This is a genomic window from Nitrospira sp. ND1 (assembly GCF_900170025.1).
Taxonomy (GTDB): Bacteria; Nitrospirota; Nitrospiria; order Nitrospirales; family Nitrospiraceae; genus Nitrospira_A.
Genome location: NZ_FWEX01000005.1, coordinates 494742 through 518427 on the forward strand (window position 1 = coordinate 494742; position 23686 = coordinate 518427).

Annotated in this window: 23 protein-coding genes; 18 read left to right on the forward strand and 5 right to left on the reverse strand. The window is 60.4% G+C overall.

The features are described 5' to 3' along the window. Nucleotides 1-79: 79 nt before the first annotated feature. Nucleotides 80-694 carry a thiamine phosphate synthase gene (gene thiE / locus NSND_RS02440; protein ID WP_080877446.1) on the forward strand — a complete coding sequence of 205 codons (615 nt, stop codon included), beginning with the start codon at nt 80-82 and terminating at the stop codon, nt 692-694. On the opposite strand, the gene bioD is transcribed toward thiE, so the two are convergent. Together bioD and NSND_RS02450 are read right to left on the reverse strand one after the other, a co-directional pair. After that, nucleotides 618-1382, reverse strand: a complete 765-nt coding sequence (gene bioD, locus NSND_RS02445) for a dethiobiotin synthase (protein WP_080877447.1) — start codon at nt 1380-1382, stop codon at nt 618-620. The genes thiE and bioD overlap by 77 nt on opposite strands. A 273-nt stretch (nt 1383-1655) precedes the next feature. After that, nucleotides 1656-2411, reverse strand: coding sequence for an SDR family NAD(P)-dependent oxidoreductase (locus tag NSND_RS02450; protein ID WP_080877448.1), 756 nt, complete (start codon nt 2409-2411; stop codon nt 1656-1658). A gap of 109 nt (nt 2412-2520) precedes the next feature. On the opposite strand from NSND_RS02450, the gene NSND_RS02455 reads away from it, so the two are divergent. Next, the gene (locus tag NSND_RS02455) at nt 2521-3426 is read left to right on the forward strand and encodes a hypothetical protein (protein ID WP_080877449.1); all 906 of its coding nucleotides are present in this window, start codon (nt 2521-2523) and stop codon (nt 3424-3426) included. On the opposite strand, the gene NSND_RS02460 is transcribed toward NSND_RS02455, so the two are convergent. After that, nucleotides 3316-6297, reverse strand: coding sequence for a proline dehydrogenase family protein (locus tag NSND_RS02460; protein ID WP_159450594.1), 2982 nt, complete (start codon nt 6295-6297; stop codon nt 3316-3318). The two genes, NSND_RS02455 and NSND_RS02460, sit on opposite strands and share 111 nt — an antisense overlap. A gap of 386 nt (nt 6298-6683) precedes the next feature. Here NSND_RS02460 and NSND_RS02465 point away from each other — a divergent pair, with 386 nt between their 5' ends. The 14 genes from NSND_RS02465 to amrB all read left to right on the forward strand — a co-directional run bounded on the left by NSND_RS02465 (nt 6684) and on the right by amrB (nt 19176). Next, on the forward strand, nt 6684-7517 hold the full coding sequence (locus NSND_RS02465) for an acyl-CoA desaturase (protein ID WP_080877451.1): 834 nt from the start codon (nt 6684-6686) through the stop codon (nt 7515-7517). Nucleotides 7518-7778: 261 nt separating this feature from the next. Next, nucleotides 7779-8666, forward strand: coding sequence for an Mrp/NBP35 family ATP-binding protein (locus tag NSND_RS02470; protein WP_080877452.1), 888 nt, complete (start codon nt 7779-7781; stop codon nt 8664-8666). A gap of 44 nt (nt 8667-8710) precedes the next feature. Beyond that, nucleotides 8711-9016, forward strand: coding sequence for a Rieske (2Fe-2S) protein (locus NSND_RS02475; protein WP_080877453.1), 306 nt, complete (start codon nt 8711-8713; stop codon nt 9014-9016). Between the two features lie 78 nt (nt 9017-9094). Further along, complete coding sequence (locus tag NSND_RS02480) at nt 9095-9463, forward strand: hypothetical protein (protein WP_080877454.1); 369 nt, start codon at nt 9095-9097, stop codon at nt 9461-9463. A 7-nt stretch (nt 9464-9470) separates the two neighbouring features. Further along, nucleotides 9471-9824, forward strand: a complete 354-nt coding sequence (locus NSND_RS02485; RefSeq protein ID WP_080877455.1) for a hypothetical protein — start codon at nt 9471-9473, stop codon at nt 9822-9824. A 137-nt stretch (nt 9825-9961) separates the two neighbouring features. Continuing rightward, nucleotides 9962-10408, forward strand: a complete 447-nt coding sequence (locus NSND_RS02490) for a DUF4124 domain-containing protein (protein WP_080877456.1) — start codon at nt 9962-9964, stop codon at nt 10406-10408. A gap of 98 nt (nt 10409-10506) precedes the next feature. After that, on the forward strand, nt 10507-10881 hold the full coding sequence (locus NSND_RS02495) for a hypothetical protein (RefSeq protein WP_080877457.1): 375 nt from the start codon (nt 10507-10509) through the stop codon (nt 10879-10881). Continuing rightward, nucleotides 10878-12728, forward strand: a complete 1851-nt coding sequence (locus NSND_RS02500) for a glutamate mutase L (RefSeq protein ID WP_235000140.1) — start codon at nt 10878-10880, stop codon at nt 12726-12728. The genes NSND_RS02495 and NSND_RS02500 overlap by 4 nt, the downstream gene beginning before the upstream one ends. A 314-nt stretch (nt 12729-13042) precedes the next feature. Next, entirely contained in the window at nt 13043-14170 is a 1128-nt protein-coding gene (locus tag NSND_RS02505; RefSeq protein WP_080877458.1) for a hypothetical protein, read from the forward strand. Next, the gene (locus NSND_RS02510) at nt 14167-15414 is read left to right on the forward strand and encodes a DUF6754 domain-containing protein (RefSeq protein ID WP_080877459.1); all 1248 of its coding nucleotides are present in this window, start codon (nt 14167-14169) and stop codon (nt 15412-15414) included. Before NSND_RS02505 ends, NSND_RS02510 begins: the two co-directional genes overlap by 4 nt. Beyond that, complete coding sequence (locus NSND_RS02515) at nt 15411-16061, forward strand: hypothetical protein (RefSeq protein ID WP_080877460.1); 651 nt, start codon at nt 15411-15413, stop codon at nt 16059-16061. The genes NSND_RS02510 and NSND_RS02515 overlap by 4 nt, the downstream gene beginning before the upstream one ends. A gap of 101 nt (nt 16062-16162) precedes the next feature. Continuing rightward, nucleotides 16163-17008, forward strand: coding sequence for a hypothetical protein (locus NSND_RS02520; RefSeq protein WP_080877461.1), 846 nt, complete (start codon nt 16163-16165; stop codon nt 17006-17008). A 4-nt stretch (nt 17009-17012) separates the two neighbouring features. Continuing rightward, a complete protein-coding gene (locus NSND_RS02525) occupies nt 17013-17768 on the forward strand; it encodes a hypothetical protein (protein ID WP_080877462.1) in 756 nt (251 codons plus the stop codon). Between the two features lie 145 nt (nt 17769-17913). Next, nucleotides 17914-19176: an AmmeMemoRadiSam system protein B gene (gene amrB / locus NSND_RS02530; protein WP_080877463.1), complete on the forward strand. Its 1263-nt coding sequence runs from the start codon at nt 17914-17916 to the stop codon at nt 19174-19176. A 905-nt stretch (nt 19177-20081) separates the two neighbouring features. Here the strand turns inward: amrB and NSND_RS02535 are convergent. Next, nucleotides 20082-20468, reverse strand: coding sequence for a hypothetical protein (locus NSND_RS02535; RefSeq protein WP_143833355.1), 387 nt, complete (start codon nt 20466-20468; stop codon nt 20082-20084). Between the two features lie 165 nt (nt 20469-20633). Continuing rightward, nucleotides 20634-21155 carry a peptidylprolyl isomerase gene (locus NSND_RS02540; RefSeq protein ID WP_143833356.1) on the reverse strand — a complete coding sequence of 174 codons (522 nt, stop codon included), beginning with the start codon at nt 21153-21155 and terminating at the stop codon, nt 20634-20636. Nucleotides 21156-21573: 418 nt separating this feature from the next. Between NSND_RS02540 and NSND_RS02545 the strand changes: the two genes are divergently transcribed. Next, nucleotides 21574-23103, forward strand: coding sequence for a ComEC/Rec2 family competence protein (locus tag NSND_RS02545; protein ID WP_080877465.1), 1530 nt, complete (start codon nt 21574-21576; stop codon nt 23101-23103). Between the two features lie 161 nt (nt 23104-23264). Further along, entirely contained in the window at nt 23265-23516 is a 252-nt protein-coding gene (locus NSND_RS02550; protein WP_143833357.1) for a hypothetical protein, read from the forward strand. The last annotated feature ends 170 nt before the right edge of the window (nt 23517-23686 follow it).

Consider the following 23686-nt stretch of genomic DNA (forward strand, 5'->3'; position numbering starts at 1 on the left):
CTTTTTCAACGGCCTGCTAAACAGGGAGCCCGCCACGTCTCAGCCCACCCGACAACCGTTCCTCAAGGGCTTATACCTCGTGCTCGACCCCACGGTCCGGCCGGACCGCCCGCTGCCCGATCTCCTGCGCGAAGCAGCCGCGCACGGTGTCCGGCTCTTTCAATATCGAGACAAGCAGGTCACGATGAGAGACGCCTATGCGAAGGCGCTCGCGCTGCGTCAGGCCGCAACCGACGCCGGCGCCCTCTTGATCGTCAACGATCGTTGCGATTTGGCGATGGCCGTGAACGCGGACGGGGTGCACCTGGGGCAGGACGACCTTCCCATCTCCTACGCCAGACGCCTCATGGGGCCGGGAAAAATCATCGGACTCTCGACGCACAATGCAGCTCAGGTGCGCGAAGCCGTCACCGCACAACCCGACTACGTGGGGTTCGGCCCGATCTTCAGTACGTCCACAAAAGCGGATCACGACCCGGTGGTCGGTCTGGAAGGATTACGCGCGGCGCGCGCGTTGACCACGCTGCCGATGTTTGCGATCGGCGGCATTACGGCTGAGTCGGTTGGTGAAATTATGGCGGCAGGGGCGGATGGCGTGGCGGTGATCTCTGCGATCCTCAAGGCTCCGGACCTCGGCGCGGCGATCCGGACATTCCAACAGCATTTGCCCACACCAGATTCGCAAGCGCCCTGATCAGGCTGCTCTGTGCCAGCGCCTCGACGGCGCCGGACCAATCAGCGCCAAGTTGTGGCTGATAGGGCAGCGGACCCAACACCGGAACACCGGCTCGCTCCCGCAACAGCGCGACCGTAGACGCAGACTGCTCCTGCTGCGCGGGGGTGGTGGACAACGCCGTCTCGTTCAACACGACAGCCATCACCGCACAGTGACGTTGCCGAAGGCCCTCCAGCGTCAGCAGCGCATGATTGATCCCACCTAACCCGGCCCGCCCCACAAGTACGACGGGCAGCCCGATCCGGCCGATCAAGTCGCGCATATCCCAATCCTTCCCCATCGGCACGAGCAGACCACCGGCGCCTTCAACCACAACACAAGAGTCCCGGGCCGCAAGCCGTTCGTAGCGTCTCATGATCTCCTGCATCTCGATTACACTTCCTTGCGCGGATGCGGCGGCAAAGGGGGCGAGCGGCGCGGGGAACCGGTAGGGAGACACCTCATCGATCCCATCGGATACTCCCGCCGCAGCCATGAGTCGCCCCGCGTCGCTCTCACTCAGTTGCTCGGGAAGCACCCCGGTTTCGACCGGCTTCATCACCCCGACAGAGCGGCCAGTCTGGACCAGCCTCCGGACCAATGCGGAGGACACGAGGGTCTTTCCAACGCCGGTATCCGTACCGGTGACAAATATCCCGTTACCCATTCTCTGTTCTTCCCATTTACCACCCGTGAAACACACTGTTTCGTGCTGTGAAATCGACGACTCAATTTCCCAACAGGATGCTCAAAACGGCGTCCAGCAAGGCCGCAGGGAGTACGACGACTGAGGAGGTACACACCAAACTTTGTCGACCCGTTCACCAATCAGATACTCTTGGTGAACGGATAGACCCCTTCAGTACTCCCTCTTATACTTCCAATGTCGCAAGGAGACGTACGACCGAGAACGAAGCTGGGGGCCGTTTTCAGCATCCTGCTAGAGAATGCGACTGTCCAGGTTCCACACTTGCCCCGACATATCGGAGAGCTGCGCAAGTTGGCAAATCGTCCTGCTTACATCAGCCAGATTCGAGACACGTCCCAGCACATGGTCGTCGAGCCGATCACCGGTAGGAAGCGAGTCACCGGCCATGCGCGTTTGCTGCCAGCCGGGACAGACCAGATTCACGCGAATATTAAGCGGTCCCCATTCCCGCGCCGCGGTCTTCACCAAGCCGATCAGCCCCGCCTTCGACGCCGCATAGGCGGCTTGGCCGTTCGTTCCCTGCAATCCGGCAAAGGACCCGATGACGACGATGGACCCACCGCCCTGCGGCATCATGTCGTTCACCGCGGCGGTCATGCAGCGATAGGTGCCTGTCAGATTCGTGTCGATGATCTGTTGCCATGCTTCTTCCGGACAGGTCACCACCAGATGCTTCGACGCGATGCCGGCATTACAGAGCAGGGTGTCGAGCCGGCCGCGCTGCGCCCGGATCGCATCCAGCATCGCCTGGACCTCAAGGCTCGACCGTACATCCGCCTGGTAGAGGGCACCCTGACCACCGGCCTGCGAAAGCAGCGCGAGGGTTTGTTCGGCTGCCGGCCGTTGGCGGAAGTAATGCACCCCCACCCAATACCCGGCATGGGCGAAGGCCAGACAGAGCGCACGACCGATTCCGCCGGACCCACCGGTCACCAGTACCGTCCGGCGTTCACGAACATCTTGAGCTGCGGGAGGGAATGCGGACATCACGGCGTGCGATTATGAGAGGAGGCACAGGAGAAGGCAAGGCTGGACCTGCCGGCTTGCTGCGGAGAATCGGGTATGGTACCGTGATTTTTTATACTGGAGGACAGCCGTGATCGTTCAGACCTTGGTGCGCTCGACCGTGATGGCAGTGGGCATGTGCGGGTTCCTGGGCATCCCGTCGGCTCCTGGGCAGGCCCGGGCAACGGAGGCAGGACAAACCATCGCCCAGTCTGCCGACTATTTCCCCGACACCGTCGGCACACGCTGGCAGTACCGCGGACAGATCTCGGAAGGGCCTCTCCAAACGATCGAGAACAAATACTTCTTCAACGTGTCGTCGGTGACCGGAACCCGCACTCTCAAGGGCGGCGTGGTCGTCAACGTGTTTCATGACACCAACCCAGGCAACCATGGCGCATCCGACAGCTTTTACCGCCGCGATGCGGCAGGCGTGGTCTACTACGGCTCCGAGCCGGGCACGCCGTTAGAGAAGCAGCTCGTGCCGTATCAGATCATCCGGTTCCCGATGAAAGTGGCCCAATCCTTCCAACAGTTCAATCGCATGGACATCGATTTCGGCAGTGACATCGATGGGGACGGCACCAACGAACATGTGGACGTCGAAGGAGTTTCGACGGTGATCGGCCAGGAATCGATCACGGTGCCAGCCGGCACGTATCCCGACGCCGTGCGTGTGGAAGCGCGGATGACCCTCAAGATTCATCTCTCTTCGGCTGATCGGACAGCGGTCGGTACCGACGTGATGACGGCCTGGTTCGCCAAGGGAGTGGGGCTGGTCAAGTATATCGAACGGCAGGAATTGGCCGCACTCAAGGAAGACCGGGGCAACACCACCGATATCACGGAAGAACTGGAAGAGGTCACCGTAAAATCAGCGCCCGCACTACAGGGTCGGAGCGAATCCTCGCCGGAGCGTCTGCTCGCTGACGACACGCGCGACCATGAATTGTTTCAGGTACTCTTCGCCCCCGGCCTTCGCCCCTATACCCGATAGCCGGTGGCCGCCGAACGGTTGCCGACCGACCAGGGCGCCGGTAATCGAACGGTTGATGTAGAGGTTGCCGACATCGAACGCCTGACGCGCCAGTTCGATATGCCGGGGACTGCGCGAGTAGAGTCCCCCGGTCAAGGCGTAGGCGGTGCCGTTGGCGAGCTGGAGCGCCTGTTCGAACGATAAAGCCCGCATCACGGCCAGCACGGGGCCGAAAATTTCTTCCTGTGCCAGCCGGTGAGTCGGCTCGATCCCTGCGATGACCACCGGTCCCACGGCATGACCGGGGCCCTCCATCGACCGATCGACCACCACCCGGCCTTCGCGTCGCCCGATCTCCAGATAGTCCCGAATCCGTTTCTGAGCCCGTCCGTCGATCACCGGACCGAGCTGGGTCGCCGGATCCTCAGCCGCGCCGATGCGCAGACTCATCACCGCATCGGCCAGTCGTTGGATGAACGCATCGTGAATCGAATCTAAGAGGATCACACGTGAACAGGCGGAACATTTCTGTCCCGCATAACCGGTACACGATTGCACCACACCGGTCACGGCTTCATCGAGATCCGCCGTGTCATCGACGATGATGGCATTTTTGCCGCCCATCTCCGCGATGACGCGTTTGACGAACTTCTGTCCCGGTTGTTGAACCGCAGCGGCCTGCACCATGCCCAATCCCACATCCTTCGATCCGGTAAAGGCAATCGTCGCGACAGACGCCTGAGTCACCAGTTCACGCCCCACGTCGGGACCACCCGGCACGTACTGCAGGACGCCCGCCGGGACCCCGGCCTGCCTCAGAATCGTGGCGAGCCGATAGCCCATGATCGACGCGCGCTCAGACGGTTTGAACAAGACCGGATTTCCGGAGACCAGAGCCGCCGCGACCATACCGGCAGGAATGGCGAGCGGAAAATTCCAGGGCGCGATGACAACCGTGACTCCGCGCGGACTCCAGAACAACTCGTTCAACTCACCGGGATACCGGCCCAAGCGGGGCGGCGGATCAAGCTGTTCCATTTCTCCGGCGTAGTACTCCAGAAAATCGACCGCCTCGGCCACATCGGCATCGGCCTCTCGCCAGGGCTTGGCCTCCTCGAACACTTCCCAGGCCGCCAACTCCCAACGTTGCTCACGCATCAACGAAGCGGCCTTCCGCATCACGGCGACCCGTTCCGCAACCGCACGATGTTTCCATTCATCGGCATGAGACTCAGCGACCTTCACGAGACCAGCCACGTCGGCAGGCAGATAACTCTGCACGATGCCGACCAGTTGTTCCGGCTGACTGGGATTGAAGGAACGTAGATCCGCTCCCGTCGGGAGAGGCGTATTCAGCTTCGAGACCTCAAGCCGCTGCCCCAATTGTTTGCGCACGTGATCGATGGCCTCGGCCATGGCGACCCGGACTTCGGCTCGTGAAAAATCCGCCGCCGGTTCGTTCACAAAGTGAGCGCTCCCCACGGTGGAAGAAGCGCCGGCCTCAGGCGCCCTCGGGGAAGGAGGCGAGGGGAGGGTCGCATCGGGCGGAGACAGCAACAAAGACAGAGGCTGCGACTCCACATATTCCTTCCGCAGGAACGATTCGTTCGACGTGTTCTCCAACAACCGCCGCACCAGATAGGCCATGCCGGGAAGGAGTTCTCCGACCGGAGCATAGAGCCGGAGCCGCCGGCCACGATCACTCATCGCATGCTGAAACGGCTCGGCCATGCCGTAGATCATCTGATATTCCCAGGCCTGAGACTGTAGCTTCAGCGCCTCGGCCACCGCCTCGACCACAGCCAGACTTCGAAGGTTGTGCGTGCCGAACGCCGGCCGGATCACATGGCTCTGCTCCAGCAGCAATCGAACGAGCCTCTCATAGTTCACATCCGTCTGTGTCTTGCGTTCGAACAGCGGCATCGGCCAGCCACGTTGCCGATAACGAATCGCGTCGGAGTCCCAATAAGCGCCCTTCACGAGCCTGATCGTGACGGGTACCAGCCGCTCCCTGCTCCAAGTCAACAGCCGCTGGACATCGTCATACGTATCGGTGCGATAGGCCTGCAGCGCAATCCCTGCATGGGGAAACGTTCGGTAGGGTTCTTCCATAAACAGGCGCATGAAAATCGAAAGAATCAGCTCCTTGGTGTCCGCCTGTTCCATATCGAAAATGACCGAGGCGGGGAGTGTGCCGGCAAGATTCAACAACGGCCGCAGGCGGGCAGCGACTGCGCGATAGCTGGATTCGGGATCGATGGGATCGAGCTGTGAATAGAGGGCCGAAATCTTGATCGACAATTGCACGCGGGGCAGGGGACCAAGATGATCCCGTTCGAGTAACGGCGCAGGGGACCAACCGGGACAGGCCTCACCGAGGGCCTGCAAAGCCGCGAGGCAACGATCACGATAGGCATCCGCCTCTCGCTCGCTGACACTGGCTTCACCCAGTAGATCCACCGAAAAAGCCCGCCCGTCCTCCCATAACTTACGGAGCGTCGGAACGGCCTGCTCGATGGACGCACCGGCGATGAAACTGGTGGCCATCTGCTCCACCTGATGCCGGATGGCCTTTCCACTGAGCGATGCGCCGAGCTTGGTGGAGGCAAGCGCCTTGAGTCCCCATTGGGCACCGAAGAGGTGTGCGCTCATCACGCCGAAATATTCCTCGGCCAACTGCACGACCCGTGCATCGTCGTGCAACGAGGGCAGGACATCGATAAACCGGAACAGTTGCGCCTTGAACGCGGGATCTTTCATCGCCAGGTTGATGGCCGCCTGCGACCACCAGCGCGAATCGAACAGGCCGGGCGCCCGCCCGCCGGAACGCCGGGCCAAGTCTTCACCAATCGCGCGGATACGGGGTTCGAGCGGGGCAGGGTCGAGAGGCATCGGTTCCTCCTGAACCAAAATGAGAGGCTCTCTGCAGTATACACCGCAGTGCGCGACTTGAATATTTGAGGACGAATAGGCCGCGGTCCATCTTACGCAGGATGGATTTCGCATCGTTGCCAGGAACAGCGGGATACGGATTTGGCTCAACCACAGGCACGCGGAGTCGAGTGTACGTAACTAGCGGAACCGGCATATGCGTATCGCCCCGGCGAACGATTTCTTCAGGACGTCCCAGCTAATCGGCCGTTGTGTCATCTCGCGACACTTCTGTGCTTGAAAATCCGCCTGCCGCTCCGGTAGCATGCGCCGTTTGCCTTGACCTACACCATTTACATGGCGGTGCACTGTGGCGATGAGTTGCGCACAGGTTCCGAAGGAGTACGATGGCCGACTCGACCACACAATCCGTCTGCTGGGGCACCGTGGCCCTGTTCACTGCAATCACGCTGCTGACCTTCGTCGGCGTCCCGCTCTTCGCGTACTTCTATGACTACACCCTGCTCGATTGGGTCCTGCTCGCCGTCCTCTATATCGTGACCGGCATGGGGATCACGGTCGGCTATCACCGCATGATCACCCATCGCAGCTTCGAGAGTCATCCCTGGGTGAAAGCCTGCCTCCTGGTGATGGGAGGCTGGGCCGTGCAGAACTCCGCCCTCATGTGGTGCGCCGATCACATCCGCCACCATGCGCACACGGACGAAGAGGCCGATCCCTACAATGCGTCGAAGGGATTCTGGCACAGTCACGTCGGCTGGTTGTTTTTCGATACCCCGTATCGTGAGGACCGGTTTGCAGCGAAACTACGTACCGACCCGATGATCATGTGGCAACACCGGTATTACTGGGTGATCGTGGCCTCCGGCTTCCTGCTACCATTTGCGCTGGGATACCTGAACGGTGGCTTCACCAGCGGGCTGGGCTGTTTCCTCCTCGCCGGCGTCCTGCGAACCGTGCTGGTCCTGAACTCCACGTTTACGATCAACTCCCTCTGCCATATGGTCGGCACCCAACCCCACGGCACGCAGGACAGCAGCCGCGATAGTTGGTTGATCTCATTCGTCAGCTTCGGCGAGGGCTATCACAACTATCACCACACCTATTCGCACGACTATCGAAACGGATCGAAGTGGTACAACTTCGACCCCTCGAAATGGTTGATCTATTCGTTGTCGTTGTTTGGCCTGACGTATAACCTGCACAGGGAACGCACCTAGCAGGCGTGAGACGTGAAAGGTGAAACATCCCCTCGCGTCGTTCAGGTATGCTCGATTCTCGTTCTTACCTGCTCCATTCAACCGTGAGCACTGATCACTGAACGTTCCCGAGACGTTTCGTCCCTCCCTTTCATCTCGCCCTCTTCTACCCAGCTGCGCACTGCGTCTACTGGCCCATTTCTTTTCCCCGGGGCGATAGCTTAATATGCAATGAAACCCGCGAATTCCATCCCGACCCGCGAGGTGGTAGGAGGCAGATCTATGGCAGAGCAACAAGGTGGCGCACCGCATCAAGAAGAGGCGGCCGCCAAGCCCAATATCATTCCCGGAGTCAAACACGTCGTCGCCATCAGCAGCGGCAAAGGCGGCGTCGGCAAATCCACGGTGTCGGTGAATCTGGCCGTGGCCCTCGCCCTCACCGGAGCCAAGGTCGGATTGCTGGATGCCGATATTTACGGCCCCAACATCCCGATGATGATGGGCGTCGAAAAAACACCCGAACAGAAAGACGGCAAGATCGCCCCGGCGGAGAGCCACGGCGTCAAACTGATCTCCATGGGATTTTTTGTGCCGGAAGATACCGCTGTCGTGTGGCGCGGACCGATGGTCCACACGGCCATTCAACAGCTCTTCCGGGATGTCCTGTGGGGCGAGTTGGATTATCTGCTGATCGACCTGCCGCCTGGAACCGGCGACGCGCAACTGACCCTGACCCAGTTGGTGTCCCTGTCGGGCGCCGTCACGGTGACGACCCCGCAGGAAGTGGCGCTGCACGATGTGCGCAAAGGCATGATGATGTTCCAGAAGGTCAACGTGCCCCTGCTCGGCATCGTCGAGAACATGAGCTTTTTCCTCTGCGGCCATTGCGGCGAACGCACCGAGATTTTCTCTCACGGCGGTGGAGAACGGGCTGCGGAGAAACTGGGCATTCCGTTTCTCGGACGGGTGCCCATCGATCCGGCCATTCGCGCCGGCGGCGATACCGGGAACCCGATCGTGGTCGCCAAGCCGGATTCACCGCAAGCTCAGGCGTTTCGCGAGATCGCCGCGAAACTTGCGGCAGCATTACAAACGGGCGAGGCAGGGGCGGCAAAGAGCCGGATCGCCAGTCTGTTAGACAAAATCAAACGGCCGGCGACGGGCAATTAACCGGACGCCCGATCAAGGAAGATGGACGTAGTCAGGGAGGATGTATGGGCGAGCTGATTAGAATCGCAGGAACCGCCGACGTGAAGCCGGGAGCCGGCATGGTGGCGGAAGTAAACGGTAAGGCCATCGCGGTGTTCAATGTGGACGGCGCCTTTTATGCCATCGACAATACCTGTGTCCACCGGGGCGGCCCGCTGGGCGAAGGGGATGTGGAAGGGGATGTGGTGTCCTGCCCCTGGCACAACTGGCAGTTCAACGTGAAAACCGGCACCTGCGTCAACAACCCCTCGGCGAAAGTGACCGCGTACGAAGTCACGGTCGAAGGCACCGACATTAAAGTCCGGCTGTGACGCAAGACCGGCCCGCGCCGGTCACCAGGTCACGGCAGCGAATGAATGTTTCCGGCACCACAGTGAATGGAGGCTCCGATGGCAGACAATACGCTGACCCCGAAACACATTGAGATCGCCGAAACCTTCGTGCGGCTCTACGTCTTTCTGACGCAGTACATCGACCGTTGCGAAGATGAAGCCGCGCGCAAGGAATACCCGGAAGCAGAACTCCAAAAACACCTCGGCGAAACCCGCGCCAAGATGATGGAGATCCTGAAGGTCAACCCCGTCGTCAAGGGCAAGGTGGAAAAAGAGTGTGAACGTGTCCTGGCATTGGGCAGCAAGTGTCTGATGGGCGGAACCGAAAAGGTGGCCGCGCTGGATGTGCTGGGAGCTGAGCGGGTCATTCTCAAGAACAAGACCATCGCCTTGAGCGATCTGTTAGCCGTGTATCGCGCGCTTTAATCGTTCGATGTCCACCCCGGCTGGAGAGAAACACCAACTCGCCGGTTTCGACGCCAGGGAACGAGGGTTCAATCGTCCCGTGGAATTCGTGCGGACAGCCTCGGGGTACCAGGCGACGTTGCGGTATGAAACGACGCACATCGTCACCCCGGAAGCGCCGAGCGCAGGCGAGGCCCTGCAACAATTGATCACGACCCTCCAGCAAGAGGGCTACACCCAGCTGCGCAGCCAGCAGAGCTACCGCGACGGCTTGTACCTCGGATCGCAGGAGCTGTGGGTGGAATATCCGGACCGGCAGGCAGCCCCGCAGGTCGGACTCCTGGGCCTGCTGAAGAAGTGGATCGGCCGCTCACCGGGCTGAGGGTCGCCACAAACCCCTCGCCGCACCGCGGCGAGATTGACTCTCCTCCGTCTCACGCCTATAGTCCATCCAGGTCAGCGACTGATCGTTCGTCCGTCAGCCTTCACCAGACAGGATCCGGCACCGGAGAATTGACGATGCGCTGGGTTCACGTCCTGCTTCTCACCATCATCGTGCTGCTCCCGGCGGGTAAGGCGACCGCGAAGGTCTACCGTTGCCAAGGCGCCAGTGGCAGCACAGTCCTGACAGACCAGCCGAAGGGCAAGACGGGTTGCGTCGCCATCGACACCGCCACCCCCCCGCTCCCGGGAGGATTCACCCCACCGGTCGAGCCGAGCGTACCGGCACAGGTGGAACTGCCGGCGAATGCGATCCCGCCGTCCATTTCGGCCGCACCGATGGTTCCTCGCCAACCCGGTCCCGGTGATCCTGCGTTATCGCCGGCCGTTGCGAAGGATGCCCCCGAGAAGGCCCCACCAGAAGCGCAACGTTGCTCACCACGCGTCAACCCGCTGAATCCCTTCGCCGGAATGAATTGCTCACCGGCATCCGGCGAACCCCCGGCAGAGAACAAGAACCAGTAGCCCCTCGTCGCGCGCCTCACCACCGGCTCGATTGACTCTCCCGATGCCCCTTCATATAATGCCGAAACGAACCGTTTAAGCTGATCTCCCAAGCACTTATGTCTGCCTTCTCCGCTGGTTTTTTATCCCGTCGCGCACAGGATTTTCGAGCCGGTCTCCGGCACGCATTTGCCGTGCGTCCTGAACAAGCAGCCTTCACGATCGAAGACCTGGCCCTGCTCGAACGGGTCGCCGACGCCGTCGTTTCGCGCGGCATGGCCGCACCGGCCACGTTGTTTCTCGAGTCGATGGGACCCATGAACTTTCTCGGCAGCCAGGCACTGCACTTTCTGGCTCCCGTCGTGGAATGCGTGCTGACCGGTACGGAGATCGCGCAGGTCGCGCGCCTGCTGGAACGGCGCGATTCCATTCACCGCCTGACCGCCCTCATCGAAGCCAAGGCCGCGGCTCCCAAAGGAGCGCCCGCTCGATGACGGCACAGCCTCACTCGCCGGCGGCACCAGCAGTGACTCATCCCTTGAATGTCATCGTCGCAACCGATTGCGGCAGCACCACCACCAAAGCCATTTTGATCGAAAAGGTCGGGGAGGAGTATCGCCAGACCTACCGTGGTGAAGCGCCGACGACTGTCGAAGCCCCGTTCGAAGACGTGACCCGCGGCGTGTTAAACGCCATCGCGGAAATCGAAGAACTCTCCGGGCGCACGATTCTGGACGGCGACCGCATCATCACACCCAACCAGGCGGCGCAGGGCGATCCCAAGCGAGGCGTGGACATTTACGTGTCCACCAGCAGCGCCGGCGGCGGACTGCAGATGATGGTCACCGGCGTGGTGCAGAACATGACCGGCGAGAGCGCGCAACGCGCCGCCCTGGGCGCCGGCGCCATCGTCATCGACGTCTTGGCCTCGAACGACGGACGGCTGCCCTACGAAAAGATCGAGCGGATTCGAACCATGCGCCCGGACATGATCCTGATGTCCGGCGGCACCGACGGCGGCGCCGTGACCCATGTGGTGGAAATGGCGGAGTATATCGCCGCCGCCGATCCGCGTCCGCGCTTCGGCAGCACCTACCGGCTGCCGCTCGTGTACGCAGGCAACACAGACGCCCGGCCGCAAATCAAAACCATTTTAGGCGAAAAGACCGCCTTGGATTTTGCCGACAATATCCGTCCGGTCCTTGAGCGCGAAAACCTTGCGCCGGCCCGCAACAAAATCCACGACCTGTTTCTCGAACATGTCATGCAGCAGGCTCCCGGCTACAAGAAACTCATCGAGATGGCGGGCGCGCCCATCATGCCGACCCCGGCGGCGGTCGGCGTCATCATGGAGACCATCGCCAAACGTGAAGGCATCAACCTGATCGGCGTCGATATCGGCGGCGCCACCACCGACGTCTTCTCGGTGTTCAACGGACTCTTCAACCGCACGGTCAGCGCCAACCTCGGCATGTCCTACAGCATTTCGAATGTGCTGGCGGAGGCGGGGCTCGACAACATCATGCGCTGGGTGCCGTTTACCATCGACGAACAGACCCTGCGCAACCGCATCAAGAACAAGATGGTGCGGCCCACGACGATTCCGCAATCGCTCGACGAACTGCAGATCGAACATGCCATCGCGCGCGAGGCCCTGCGGCTGGCGCTGATCCACCACAAATCGCTTGCGACGGGACTCAAAGGCATCCAGCAGGAGCGCACCATTTCCGATGTGTTCGAGCAACGGACTTCCGGCAAGACCCTGATCGATCTGTTGAAACTGGACTTGATCGTCGGCAGCGGCGGCATCCTGTCCCATGCGCCGCGCCGTATTCAGTCCATGCTGATGATGGTCGATGCCTACGAACCGCTCGGTGTCACGACGCTGTCGGTCGACAGCATCTTCATGATGCCGCATCTCGGCGTCCTCTCCACCGTGAACGAGCAGGCCGCCACCGATGTCTTTGTCCGTGATTGCATGGTCTATCTCGGCACCTGCATCGCCCCGATCGGACAGGGGAAAGACGGGGAGCGCTGCGCCGACTATGAAATCGCGCTACCTGATGGACGAATCGAGAAGGGTCAGCTGGCGTTCGGAGATCTCAAACTCTTCGCCTTGACGCGGGAGCAGCAGGCCACGGTGACGATGCAACCGGCCAAACAGATCGATCTCGGGAACGGACCGGGACAGTCGTTCACAAAAACGGTGAAGGGCGGCGTGGTCGGGCTCATGCTCGATGGACGCGGTCGTCCGTTGCAGTTGCCGGGCGAGCAGGCAGCCCGCGTCGCCATGCTGACCAGATGGTACCGGGCAGTAGGGCTATACCCGGTGGGGAGCTGAGAGTCGAATGCTGGGAGCGGATGGCGTAGAGCGTATGGTGAAGAGCGGGGAGCATATAACAGATGGCAAGGAGAAGAGAAGCCTCGCACCGCATGCTGGATGCAAACTGTTCACAGAAAGCATTTGCAGTTCGCTCGTGTATGAAGGCTAACTCCTCTCGGCTATTAACCATCAGCTTTTATCATGAAGAGGTTGCTCAAAACGCCCTGCAGCGAGGCCGCAAGGCGCGAGAGCCCCGAGTCGTACCGGAAGTCGTACGGTGAGGGGAGCGAGCAACTGAGAACGAAGCGGTAGGGCGTTTTCAGCAACCGACAATGGCGCACAGTTACACACCAGGCCTGACTGTCACCGAACAGACCACCGTTCGCCGGAGGCGTATCCTGCCGCTGCCGGGAACCGTCCTGGTGAGGGTAGGAGACGTCGTGCACGCCGATACGGCGGTCGCCCGTGCCGAGTTGCCGGGCAAGGTCGTTCCGCTCAATTTGGCCAACCAGCTGGGTATTGCGCCGGATGAGATCAACGACTATTTGATCAAGAAGGAAAAAGACTCGGTCCAGAAAGACGACGTGCTGGCCGAGAACAAACCCTTCATCAAATGGTTTAAGACCGAAATTCGCTCGCCCATCACCGGCAAGGTGGAGTCCGTCTCCACCATCACCGGACAGATTCTGTTGCGGGAACCGCCGCGCATCCTCGAATTGCGCGGCTATATCGACGGCTCGATCGTCGAAGTGCATCCCGAACAGGGGGTGACGGTCGAAACCTCCTGCAGTCTGGTGCAGGGCATCTTCGGCATCGGCGGGGAGACCAGCGGTGAATTGGTCATGGGTGTCACGGCGCCGGATCAACCGCTGACGCCTGAGCTGTTGACGCCGGCCATGAAGGGCAAGATCGTGATCGGAGGCGCATTCCTCTCCGCCGCCACCATGACTCGCGCGAAGGAACTCGGCGTCATCGGTCTCGTCGTGGGCGGGATTCACGACAAAGATCTGCGCGCGCTCCTCGGGTATGATCTGGGCGTAGCCATTACCGGCACCGAGCAGGTGGGCTTCACCCTGATCCTGACGGAAGGCTTCGGCACGATCCCGATGGCGCCCAAGACGTTCGCGTTGCTGTCCGCCCACGCAGGGCACAAAGCCTCTGTTTCGGGTGCGACGCAAATTCGCGCCGGCGTGATTCGTCCGGAAATCATCATTCCACAGACTTCACGCACCGGAGCCGCCCGGCCGGACCGGGTCGAACGCGAAGGGATTCAACTCGGCGATCCCGTGCGAGTGATCCGCGATCCGTTGTTCGGCAAGATCGGGGCGGTGTCCGGGTTGCCCTCGGAGCTCAGAGCGATCCCGACGGAGAGTGAAGTCCGCGTGCTCGAAGTCCGGTTTCCCGACGGCACGACCACCGTGGTGCCTCGCGCCAATATCGAAGTGATAGAGGGAGCATGAGCCGCATACAGCCTCGCCTTCGCATTCTGTCCCTCGCCATCGCGATGCTCGCGTGCCTGCCGTCGCTCCTCTTGGCACAGACCCTCCCGCAGCAGCTTCGGGTCATCGACACACCCAGCGATGGGGGAGGCAGCCTCACGGTCCTCTGGGCTCCCTCGGCAAGCGACAGCGCCGCGTGGAAGTATCAAATCCTGTTGCATGAAGGTAGCGTGCCTTCAGACCCGTCCGCATGGAAAGTCGTCGCGGAATTTCCGGCCAACACCCGGTATGTTCGCGAGGGTAAGACCGCCTGGTGGACGAGATCAGGCGAACCTGGCGACCATATCTTCCTGCTCAAGAACGGGAAAGGCATCGAGCTCAAAGCGAACCAGTCCTATGCCGTCACGGTGGCCGCCGCGAATGGACAAGAACGGGTGATCGCACTGCCGATCGTCGCCTCGCCTGAACCGAACTGGATGAACTGGAACCAACTGAACAACCTGGTGCTGGCCTTGATGTTCGGCGGGGTCGTGTTTTACGCCATCAACCTGGCCAAGCGGAAAGAGATCTTCTTGCGGCGTATTCCCGGGCTGGATGCCGTCGATGAAGCCATCGGGCGCGCCACGGAATTGGGCAAGCCGATCCTCTACATGACCGGGGCGCACGATATGAACGACCCTTCGACCATTGCCGCCGCCGTCATCCTGGGGCGCGTGGCCAAGAAAGCCGCCGCGTATGAGACCGAGTTGCTGGTCCCGCACCGCGAGCCGATCACCATGGCCGTCTGCCAGGAAATTACCAAACAAGCGTATATGGAAGCCGGAAAACCGGACCTCTTCAAGGACGACGCGAACTTTTTCATTACGAGCGATCAGTTCAGTTACACGGCGGCGGTGGACGGCATCATGCTGCGCCGAAAACCGGCGGCCAACTTTTTCATGGGCTCATACTTTGCAGAATCGCTGCTCCTCACGGAAACCGGCGCCAGCACCGGAGCCATTCAAATCGCCGGGACCGATTCGGATCACCAGCTGCCGTTCTTCGTCACGACCTGCGACTACACCCTGATCGGCGAAGAACTTTACGCCGCCAGCGCCTACCTGTCGAAAGAGCCGATCCAGATCGGCACCCTGCGCGGCCAGGACCTTGGCAAGGCGTTCGTATTGGGCGTGATCGGAGTCGGAACGTTGTTGGCCACGCTCGCCGTCATCACCGGCAACAACTGGGCGCAGCCGCTGCTCGACCTCTTCAAGGATCTCAAATGATGTTCCTTCGCCGACAACTGCCGCTGCTCATCACGATGATCACCGGCCTCGTCATGGCCGCGCAGTACTATGTGCCGCATCCGGCATCGGAGCAATTGCTGACCACGGTCACCAAGTGGCTGCAAATCATCGGCGGCTTCGCGCTCGTGCTGGGTATTACCAGCCTCTTCCACGTGCATGCGTCCAAAATCCGGCGGAAGGAAGCCGGATGGGCCTACAGCCTAGTCCTCTACGTCGGGATGCTGGGCACGATCATCGTGGGGCTCTGGAACGGCGGCAAAGAAAGTATCGACGGGGCGCTGACGTCGTTTGGATGGGTCTACTCCTACACCCTCGTGCCGCTGCAGGGCACCATGTTCGCGATCCTGGCCTTCTTCATCGCCTCCGCCGCCTACCGGTCGTTCCGGGCACGCAGCCGTGAAGCGGCGGTGTTGTTGGTAGCGGCCGTCATCGTCATGATGGGGCGGGTGCCGCTGGGCGAATATATGTTGCCGATCAGCGGGGATCTCTCGAGCTGGATTCTGAATGTCTTGAACGCGTCTGTGCGGCGCGCCATTTTGATCGGCGTCAGCCTCGGTGCCGTGGCCCTCTCATTCAAGATCATCTTCGGCGTCGAACGCTCGTATCTGGGCGGAGGCAAAGAATAACGCGTGAGACGTGAAAGGTTAAACGTGAAACGTAAGTGCCCTCGTCTCGACTCTCTACCGTCTGACGTTTTACGTTTGACGTTTCACGTCCGGGAGCAAGCGTGACCTTCGCTGAACGCATGTTGCGGATCGACCGGCGGATCATCTTTCTGGTGATCGGCCTCTGCACGCTCCTGCCGCTGCTCTTTCCCGTGGGACTGCCCATCAAGATCTCCTCGGAAGTGCGGGGCGTCTACGATTACATCGAGGCTTTACCCGAGGGGTCGGTCTTCCTGTTGTCGCTGGATTTCGATCCTGCATCCAAACCCGAGCTCTATCCGCAGGCCATCGCAATTTTGCGCCATGCCTTCAAGAAAAATTTGCGCGTAGTCGGCATGACCCTCTGGGTGTCCGGCACCGGGTTGGCCGATCAAATCCTGTCGCAAACCGCGAAGGAAGCGGGCAAGGAAAACGGGAAGGACTATGTCTTCCTGGGATGGAGTCCCGGCGGCAGCGCCGTCATCCTGAACATGGGACAGGACCTCTACAACGCCTTCCCGGCGGACTATGGCGGCAAGGCAACCAAGGGCCTGCCGGTGCTGGCCGGAGTGCAGAACCTGCGCGATGTGACCTATGCAGTGAGTTTGGGCGCAGGCAACCCCGGGGTCGAAGCCTGGTACGTCTTCGGCAAAGACAAGTACAAGTTCGAACTCGGCGGCGGCTGTACCGGCGTCATCGCGCCCGGCCTCTATCCGCTGCTCAGAAGCGGCCAGATCAACGGGTTGATCGGCGGGTTGCGCGGAGCGGCGGAATACGAAACCTTGATCGGGCAGAAGGGGAAAGCGGTCGCCGGCATGGATGCGCAATCGGCCACGCACCTCGCCATCATCGTGCTCGTCGCCATCTGTAACATCTTCTACTTTACGTTGCGGCGGCAGCAGCGCCGGCACGACGGGTTAGGGTCGTAGCCGCATGGATCTTTCCTTCGACGTCATACTCGGCGCCTGGATCGCCACAGGGTTGACCCTCTTCATCCTGTCGTTCCTGTACGAGGACAATCCGCTGTTCAAGCTGGCTGAGCACCTGTACGTCGGCGTGTCGCTCGGCTATACGATTGTCAAAACCTACGACACAGTGGTCATGACCCTCATCCTGCGCCCGATCCTCGACAAGGGCGAATGGTCGCTGCTGATCCCGGTCGCCATCGGCATGCTCATGCTGACCCGGTATGTGCCCAAAGCCGCCTGGCTCTCGCGCTATGCCTTCGCCTTTATCGTGGGCATCGGCGCCGGTCTCGCCATCCCCCGCACCATTTCGTCGTTTATTCTGAAGCAGATCGAAGACACGGTTCGCCCGCTCCTGGCTATGGCCCCGGGCGGCGGCATCACGTTCGACTATTCGCTGTTGAATCCCGCGAGCCATGTGAACGCCATCATCATTTTGATCGGAGTGGTGTCCGTCCTGTTCTATTTTTTCTTCTCGGTAGAACATTCCGGACCGGGCAAGGCTGTCGCGCGCGCCGGCATCCTCTTTCTGATGATCTCCTTCGGCGCAGCCTTCGGGTATACCGTTATGGCCCGCATGTCGCTCCTGATCGGCCGCCTGACGGACCTGATCGAATTCTCCGACGCCTCCTACGGACGCCCCACACTCTGGCTCGTCCTCTTGACCGTCGCCACCCTCATCGTGCTGAGCCGGCGCGGCAGCGCCCATCCGCCGAAACAGTAGGCACCTGGCTGACACCCGGTGCCGTCGTTCGCGATTCGTGCCAAGACACGCATCTTCTTTCCTCACGAGAGACGTTTCACCTTTCACGTTTTACCTTTCACGACGGGCTTGCCCACCTTGCGCCTGAGAAGTTGCCTCCGCTACAATGCCGCTCATTATGGAATCAACGCCGACCATCGCCGCCAAAGATCCCGCACAATACCCGCTGTTGCGTAACCTACAATTCTCGCCCATCAAGGAAGGGGAGGAGCAGTACATCGTCCTCTGGGACCCGACCGGGTTGAGCAAGGAACGACTGGTCCTGCCGTTGAATTATTTCTTCATCGTCCAGCATCTCGACGGGGAGCACAGCGTCCAGGACATCGGCGCGATCTACCTGAAGCGGTTCGGCGAGTTCCTGATGCCGAATAAGGTCGAGCAGCTACTGGCCGATCTGGATACGAAGTTATTCCTGGAAGGGACGCGCACCGAACAGGCCAAGCAACAGGCGTTGACCGCCTATCGCCAAGCGCCCGCCCGATTGCCGCAGTTTTCAGGCCGCAGTTACGAAGCCGACGCCGCCAAACTGCGCGCCCAGATCAACGGCTTCTTCACCTCCAAGGAAGGACCGGAGGTCAAGGCATCCGAACATGCAGGCAAGCTCATCAAGGGGCTCGTCGCACCGACCTACGAACTGAAGCACGCCGGACCGATCTATGCCTGGGCCTATAAGGAATTGCAGGAAGCCCAGCAACCGGACCTGTACGTGCTCATCGGCACCGCCTACTCGGGGCTCGAACAACCAGTGGCGATGACGGACAAGGATTTCGAGACACCATTGGGGCTCGTGAAGGTCGAACGCGCGGTCACCGATCGCCTACGCGAGCAGATTCCTTCAGCCTTTACCGACGAATTGGCACATCACAATGAACATGCATTGGAATTTCAGCTGCCGTTCCTGCAAGAGAGTCTCGGCAAGGACCGGCCGTTTACGATTGTTCCGATCCTCACGTCGTTTTCGGCGGACAGCCTGCGCGATCCGCAAATACGGGAGCAGGTCGAGACGTTTCTTCAGGCCTTGAAGGACGCCCTCGTGGCCACCGGCAAGACTTACTGTGTGGTCGTGGGCGCGGAACTGGCCCACATCGGCATGCGATACGGCGACTCGGCGCCGCCGACGGATTTCTCCTTCCACCGCTGCATGCAGATCGATCTCGAGATGCTCAAGCATGTCGAGAACCGTGACCCGGAAGAGTTCGCGAAGTTCATCCAGAAAGAAAACGATCAACGCCGCATCTCCGGCTTCTCGCCGATCTACTCGCTGCTGCGTTTGATTCAAGCGGAGACGGGGCAGGTGTTACGGTACGATCGTGGCATCACGGATCAGTATAATTCGACGGTGACGTATGCCAGCATGGCCTTCTTCTAGGTCAGGCTGCTGAAAAAGCCCGTCACCTGCGTTCTCAGCTCGACAAAATCCTCAACGTAGCCAGAGGCTACGCCTCCGGTTTTCTCTCGCCTGCGGCCTTGTTGGACGGACTTTTTGAGCAGTCTGCGCCGGAAGTCACGCCGTCATCCTAGGTACGCCTCGCTCCTTCGCTAGCTGCGGCCTAGCGGGACAATCGTTTTGACCGTTCTGCGGGCAGGCTGCTGAAAAATCCCCCTACCTTCGCTCTCGGCTCACCAAAATCCTCAACGTACCCCCATGGGAAAAGAGCCTGTCCCGGCAGGCGAAGGGTGGGCGGGTAAGAATGTCACGCCTCCGGTTTTGCCTTACTTGCGGCCTCGGTAGACGGCTTTGTTGAGCAGCCTGCGCCGGAAGTCACGCCGTCATTCTCGAATCGCCTCGCTCCATGAATGGAGCCCGAAGCTACGCTTCAGTCTTCCTGCCTCGACGAGTCACGTTTTACGTCTGATGTTTGACGACACTCGGCTGCAGGCTGTTCAGAAAGGCCGTCCAGCAAGGCCGCAGGAAGCACGGCGACTGAGGAGGTACATACCAAACTTCGTTTGACCCGTTCGCCGTGACAGATACTCTTGGCGAACGGATATACTCCACCAGTAGTCCCGTTTTATCTCCCATACGTCGCAGGGAGACGTGCGACCGAGAACGCCGCTGGGCGGTCTTTCTGAGCAGCCTGCTAGCCCGCATGATTCATGACGGTTCGTCGCGAAATTGCGGAGTCACAAAGCGAGACGGACGCGCGGAGCCGTGAGGGAGGAAGGCATCCTTGAACAGGATGTCGACCGACCGAGCGGCGAGCCCGCCCGCCGACAGGCTAGTCGCAGCTGCGAATCCGCGATTGCAGCAGAAGCGCTCATGAATCATGCGGGCTAGTAAGCGGGCATGCCGCCGGCCGGATCGGTATATCTGGTGGGTGTGGTGAAGCGATCCCAGGTGGTGACGACGCCTTCCTCGAAGTACACACGAAACGCGCTGGTCACGCAGGCATCCCGGCCGATGGGCGGGTAGAGCCAGACTGTGACCATCCGGCCTTCGTCCTCCACGTCTTTTTTACACACCGGCGACCCGCGCGCGAGATAGACCTGATCCTGGTTCATGCCGCGCAGGATCTTCCCGCGATCGATGGCCCAGCGCATGCCTTCAGGATAGGACGGATAGTGGTCGGTCATCAGTCGATGACGTTCCGTGTCGCATCCGGACAGCGCTACGGCCAGCAGGAGAATGCTGTTGCGAAGGATCGCACGCAACGGAGACATCAGCATGCACTCCGAGTCACATGAGGCATCAGGCAGCCGGCATATTGGAGGAAGGTTCGAGAGAGCACAAGACGATATAGGGGAACATGAGGCCCCGGAGGCCGGATGAGACGTTCAGCGGTGATGGGAAGCAAACTGTAGGGCCTTTAGCCATGCTCGCTGCCGCTACTCCTTCACCGTCACTTTCATGCGAATCGCTTCGAGCGGGTTGTCGCGCTCGTCGCAGGGCAGCTTCGCAATCATGTCGATGATTTCGATGCCCCGGATGATTTCGCCGAAGATCGAATAGCGACGATCCAATCCGCCGTTATCCTGCAGCGAGATAAAGAACTGCGACCCGTTGTCGTTGAAATCGCGGGTGCTGTTGCCGTCGCGCGGCATTTTCGCCATGGAGATGGCCCCGCGTTTGTGCGGCCGGTCGTTCGGCTCGGGATTCAAGAAGTAGCCTGGTCCGCCGGTGCCGTGCAGCATCCGGTCGGGTGTCTTGCTCAGCGGATCGCCGCCCTGGATGATGAAGCCCGGCACCACGCGATGAAACGTGGTGTCGTCGTAGAAGCCCATCTTGGCCAGGTTGATGAAATTTTCGACATGGCGTGGCGCATCGTCCGGGTAGAACTTAATCCTGATCTCCCCGAACTTCGTAATGATCGTGGCACGAGGATCTTTTTTCTGAAATTGCATAATCATGGGACCAAATCTAACAGGGCGGGGATTCCAACGGCAAGAGGGGCGGATCCCGCATGCACCGGACGGCGAGTCACGAACCACAACCTCCGTTTTGACAGGCGTGATTTCTCACAGTGAACGGCGTATTCTCTGCCGAAACCATCGAGCCGCCGATGACCGGGCTTAGCGGAGGGTTACGCCCAATGGAAACACAGGCGGGAACTCACCTGCACCCGCAGGCTGCTCAACAAAGCCGTCCAGCAAGGCTGCAGCGTGAGACCAGGGACACTACAATTGTTCGCAGGCTGTTCAGAACGGCTGTCCGGCAAGGCCGCAGGAAGCACGGCGACTGAGGCGTACCCTTGCGGTACGTCGCAGGGAGACGTGCGACCGGGAACGCCGCCGGCAGTCTTTATCGACAGCATGCGAGGGAGGGCCTATGCCTGACACAATGGTGCTGAATGTCGATCTGGCGGATGTGTGGGAGGAACGGGGACGGAAGAAGCTCATCCGGACCATTGCCTGGGGCGACGAAGTCACGGTCCTCAAAGTAGCCGCGACTCACCTGGAGGTCGGCATTACCGTCTTTCGCGAGAAACCGGACGGCAGCATCCTACCCGAATCCATCACCGGCTATATCGAACCGACAAAATCGTCCGGCCTCAAAATCGCCACTCTCACCAAACCCCTCGCAGACAATCAGGTCCTGAAGGTCAATTTCGTCGATGTCCAGCAGGGCGACGGCTCGGTGATCGAATCGCCGGACGGGAAGATCATCCTGGTCGATGGGGGAGACAACCAGATGTTCGCGCGGTACCTGGCCGGACGATTTCGAGGGACCACGGCAGAGAACCCACAACCCATCGACTGCATCCTCGTCACTCATGGAGATGCGGACCATTTCGCCGGCCTTCCCGAGATTCTCAAGTCGGAAACGAACAAGGTGAAGCGCAAACGCCTCTTCATGCAGCCGAAGCGGGTCTATCACAACGGCATCGTGAAGCGCCCGAGCAAGATGAACAACAAGGCCGTTCCTGACACCAAGCTGCTGGGCCCGACCAAAACGATCAACGGACAACTCTATCTCACGGGGCTGGAAGACAATCTGCTCGACGTGGCCGATGCGGAGATGAACGAGCCGTTTCGAGAATGGAAAAACACCTTGGCCACCTACAACAGCCGGAGTGAAGTAGCGTTCCGGCGTCTCCAGTTCGGAGACAACCAGGCCTTTGAGTTTTTCAATCGGGGCGATCTGCGCATCGAGACCTTGGGGCCGATGACCGCCACCGTGGGCGGACAACCGGCGCTGAAGTTTCTCGGGGAACCCCCGAAAGGACCGAGGATCGGGCATGACTCGCTGAGCGACAGCGACGAAGGCTTCACCGGCCACTCTGCCTCCCACACCATCAACGGCCATTCGATCGTGTTGCGTCTGAGTTACGGCGGGTTCAGCTTTCTGTTTTCAGGCGATCTCAACGATGAAGCCAGCCGGACTCTGGCGCGGGAACACAACCGGGGCAACCTCAACTTACGATCGGAAGTGTTCAAGGTGCCGCATCATGGGTCGGCCGATTTTTCCGGCGCCTTCATTCAAGCCGTCTCGCCGATCGTGAGCGTCGTGTCGAGTGGGGACGAGAGCGCGCGCAAAGAATACATCCATCCGCGAGCTACCCTCATGGGAGCGTTGGGCAAATGGTCGCGAGTGCCCGAACCGCTCATCTTTGTGACCGAGTTGGTCGCGTTCTTTGAGGAGGAAGGCCCGTCCCGTCTGCAGGACGAGAAGAAGGCCAAGAAACGGGGACCATTCTACGGATTCAGCCGCACCGCCTACGGCCTCGTGAAAACACGCACAGACGGCACACGCCTGTTCGTCTATACCGACAGCGGAAACGTCCAGATGAAGGAGGCCTACGCCTATGCCCTGGATACCTCCGGGGTACCGCAGCCCTCTGAGGTTACTCGCGCCTGATCGGCAGGTGTTGCTCAAGGCCCTCCGGACGAGCCGCTACTCTTCCCCCCACGAGATACGCTTCACGAACAACGATAGACGATAATTTTTGTCTCCTGTGACCCCGGATGTCACGGTCATCGAGTACAGTAGCCGGTGAACGACAGAAGGGGAGGGCGGCGATGCGATCTACAAGGCTTCCGGCGATATTTATGCTTCTGGCGTCGACCTCAACAGCCTGGGCAGAGCCGGGGTTCGATGAAAAGTACCAGCGGGACTTCAACATCTTCAATCCCATCAACCAATTCAATCCGAACAATCCGTTCAACCCCATCAATCGGTATCGCCCGGAGAATCCGCTGAACCCGATCAACAAGTACAACCCCAACACGCCCTTTGCGCCGTTGGATGGGGGAGGCGGGTGGAAGCGATGAGGCGACTCATGCCTTTCCCGATTCCAGCGAGAGACGCTTCACGTCCCTCGACACCTAGGCACCAACCAGTCGCTTTTGCCGGTAAAAACGCGGGTGATTAAAAGACACGAACAGGGTATTCTGCGGCCGCAATCAGGCAAGTATTGAGTTCCAATCGGAGAAGGATAAGT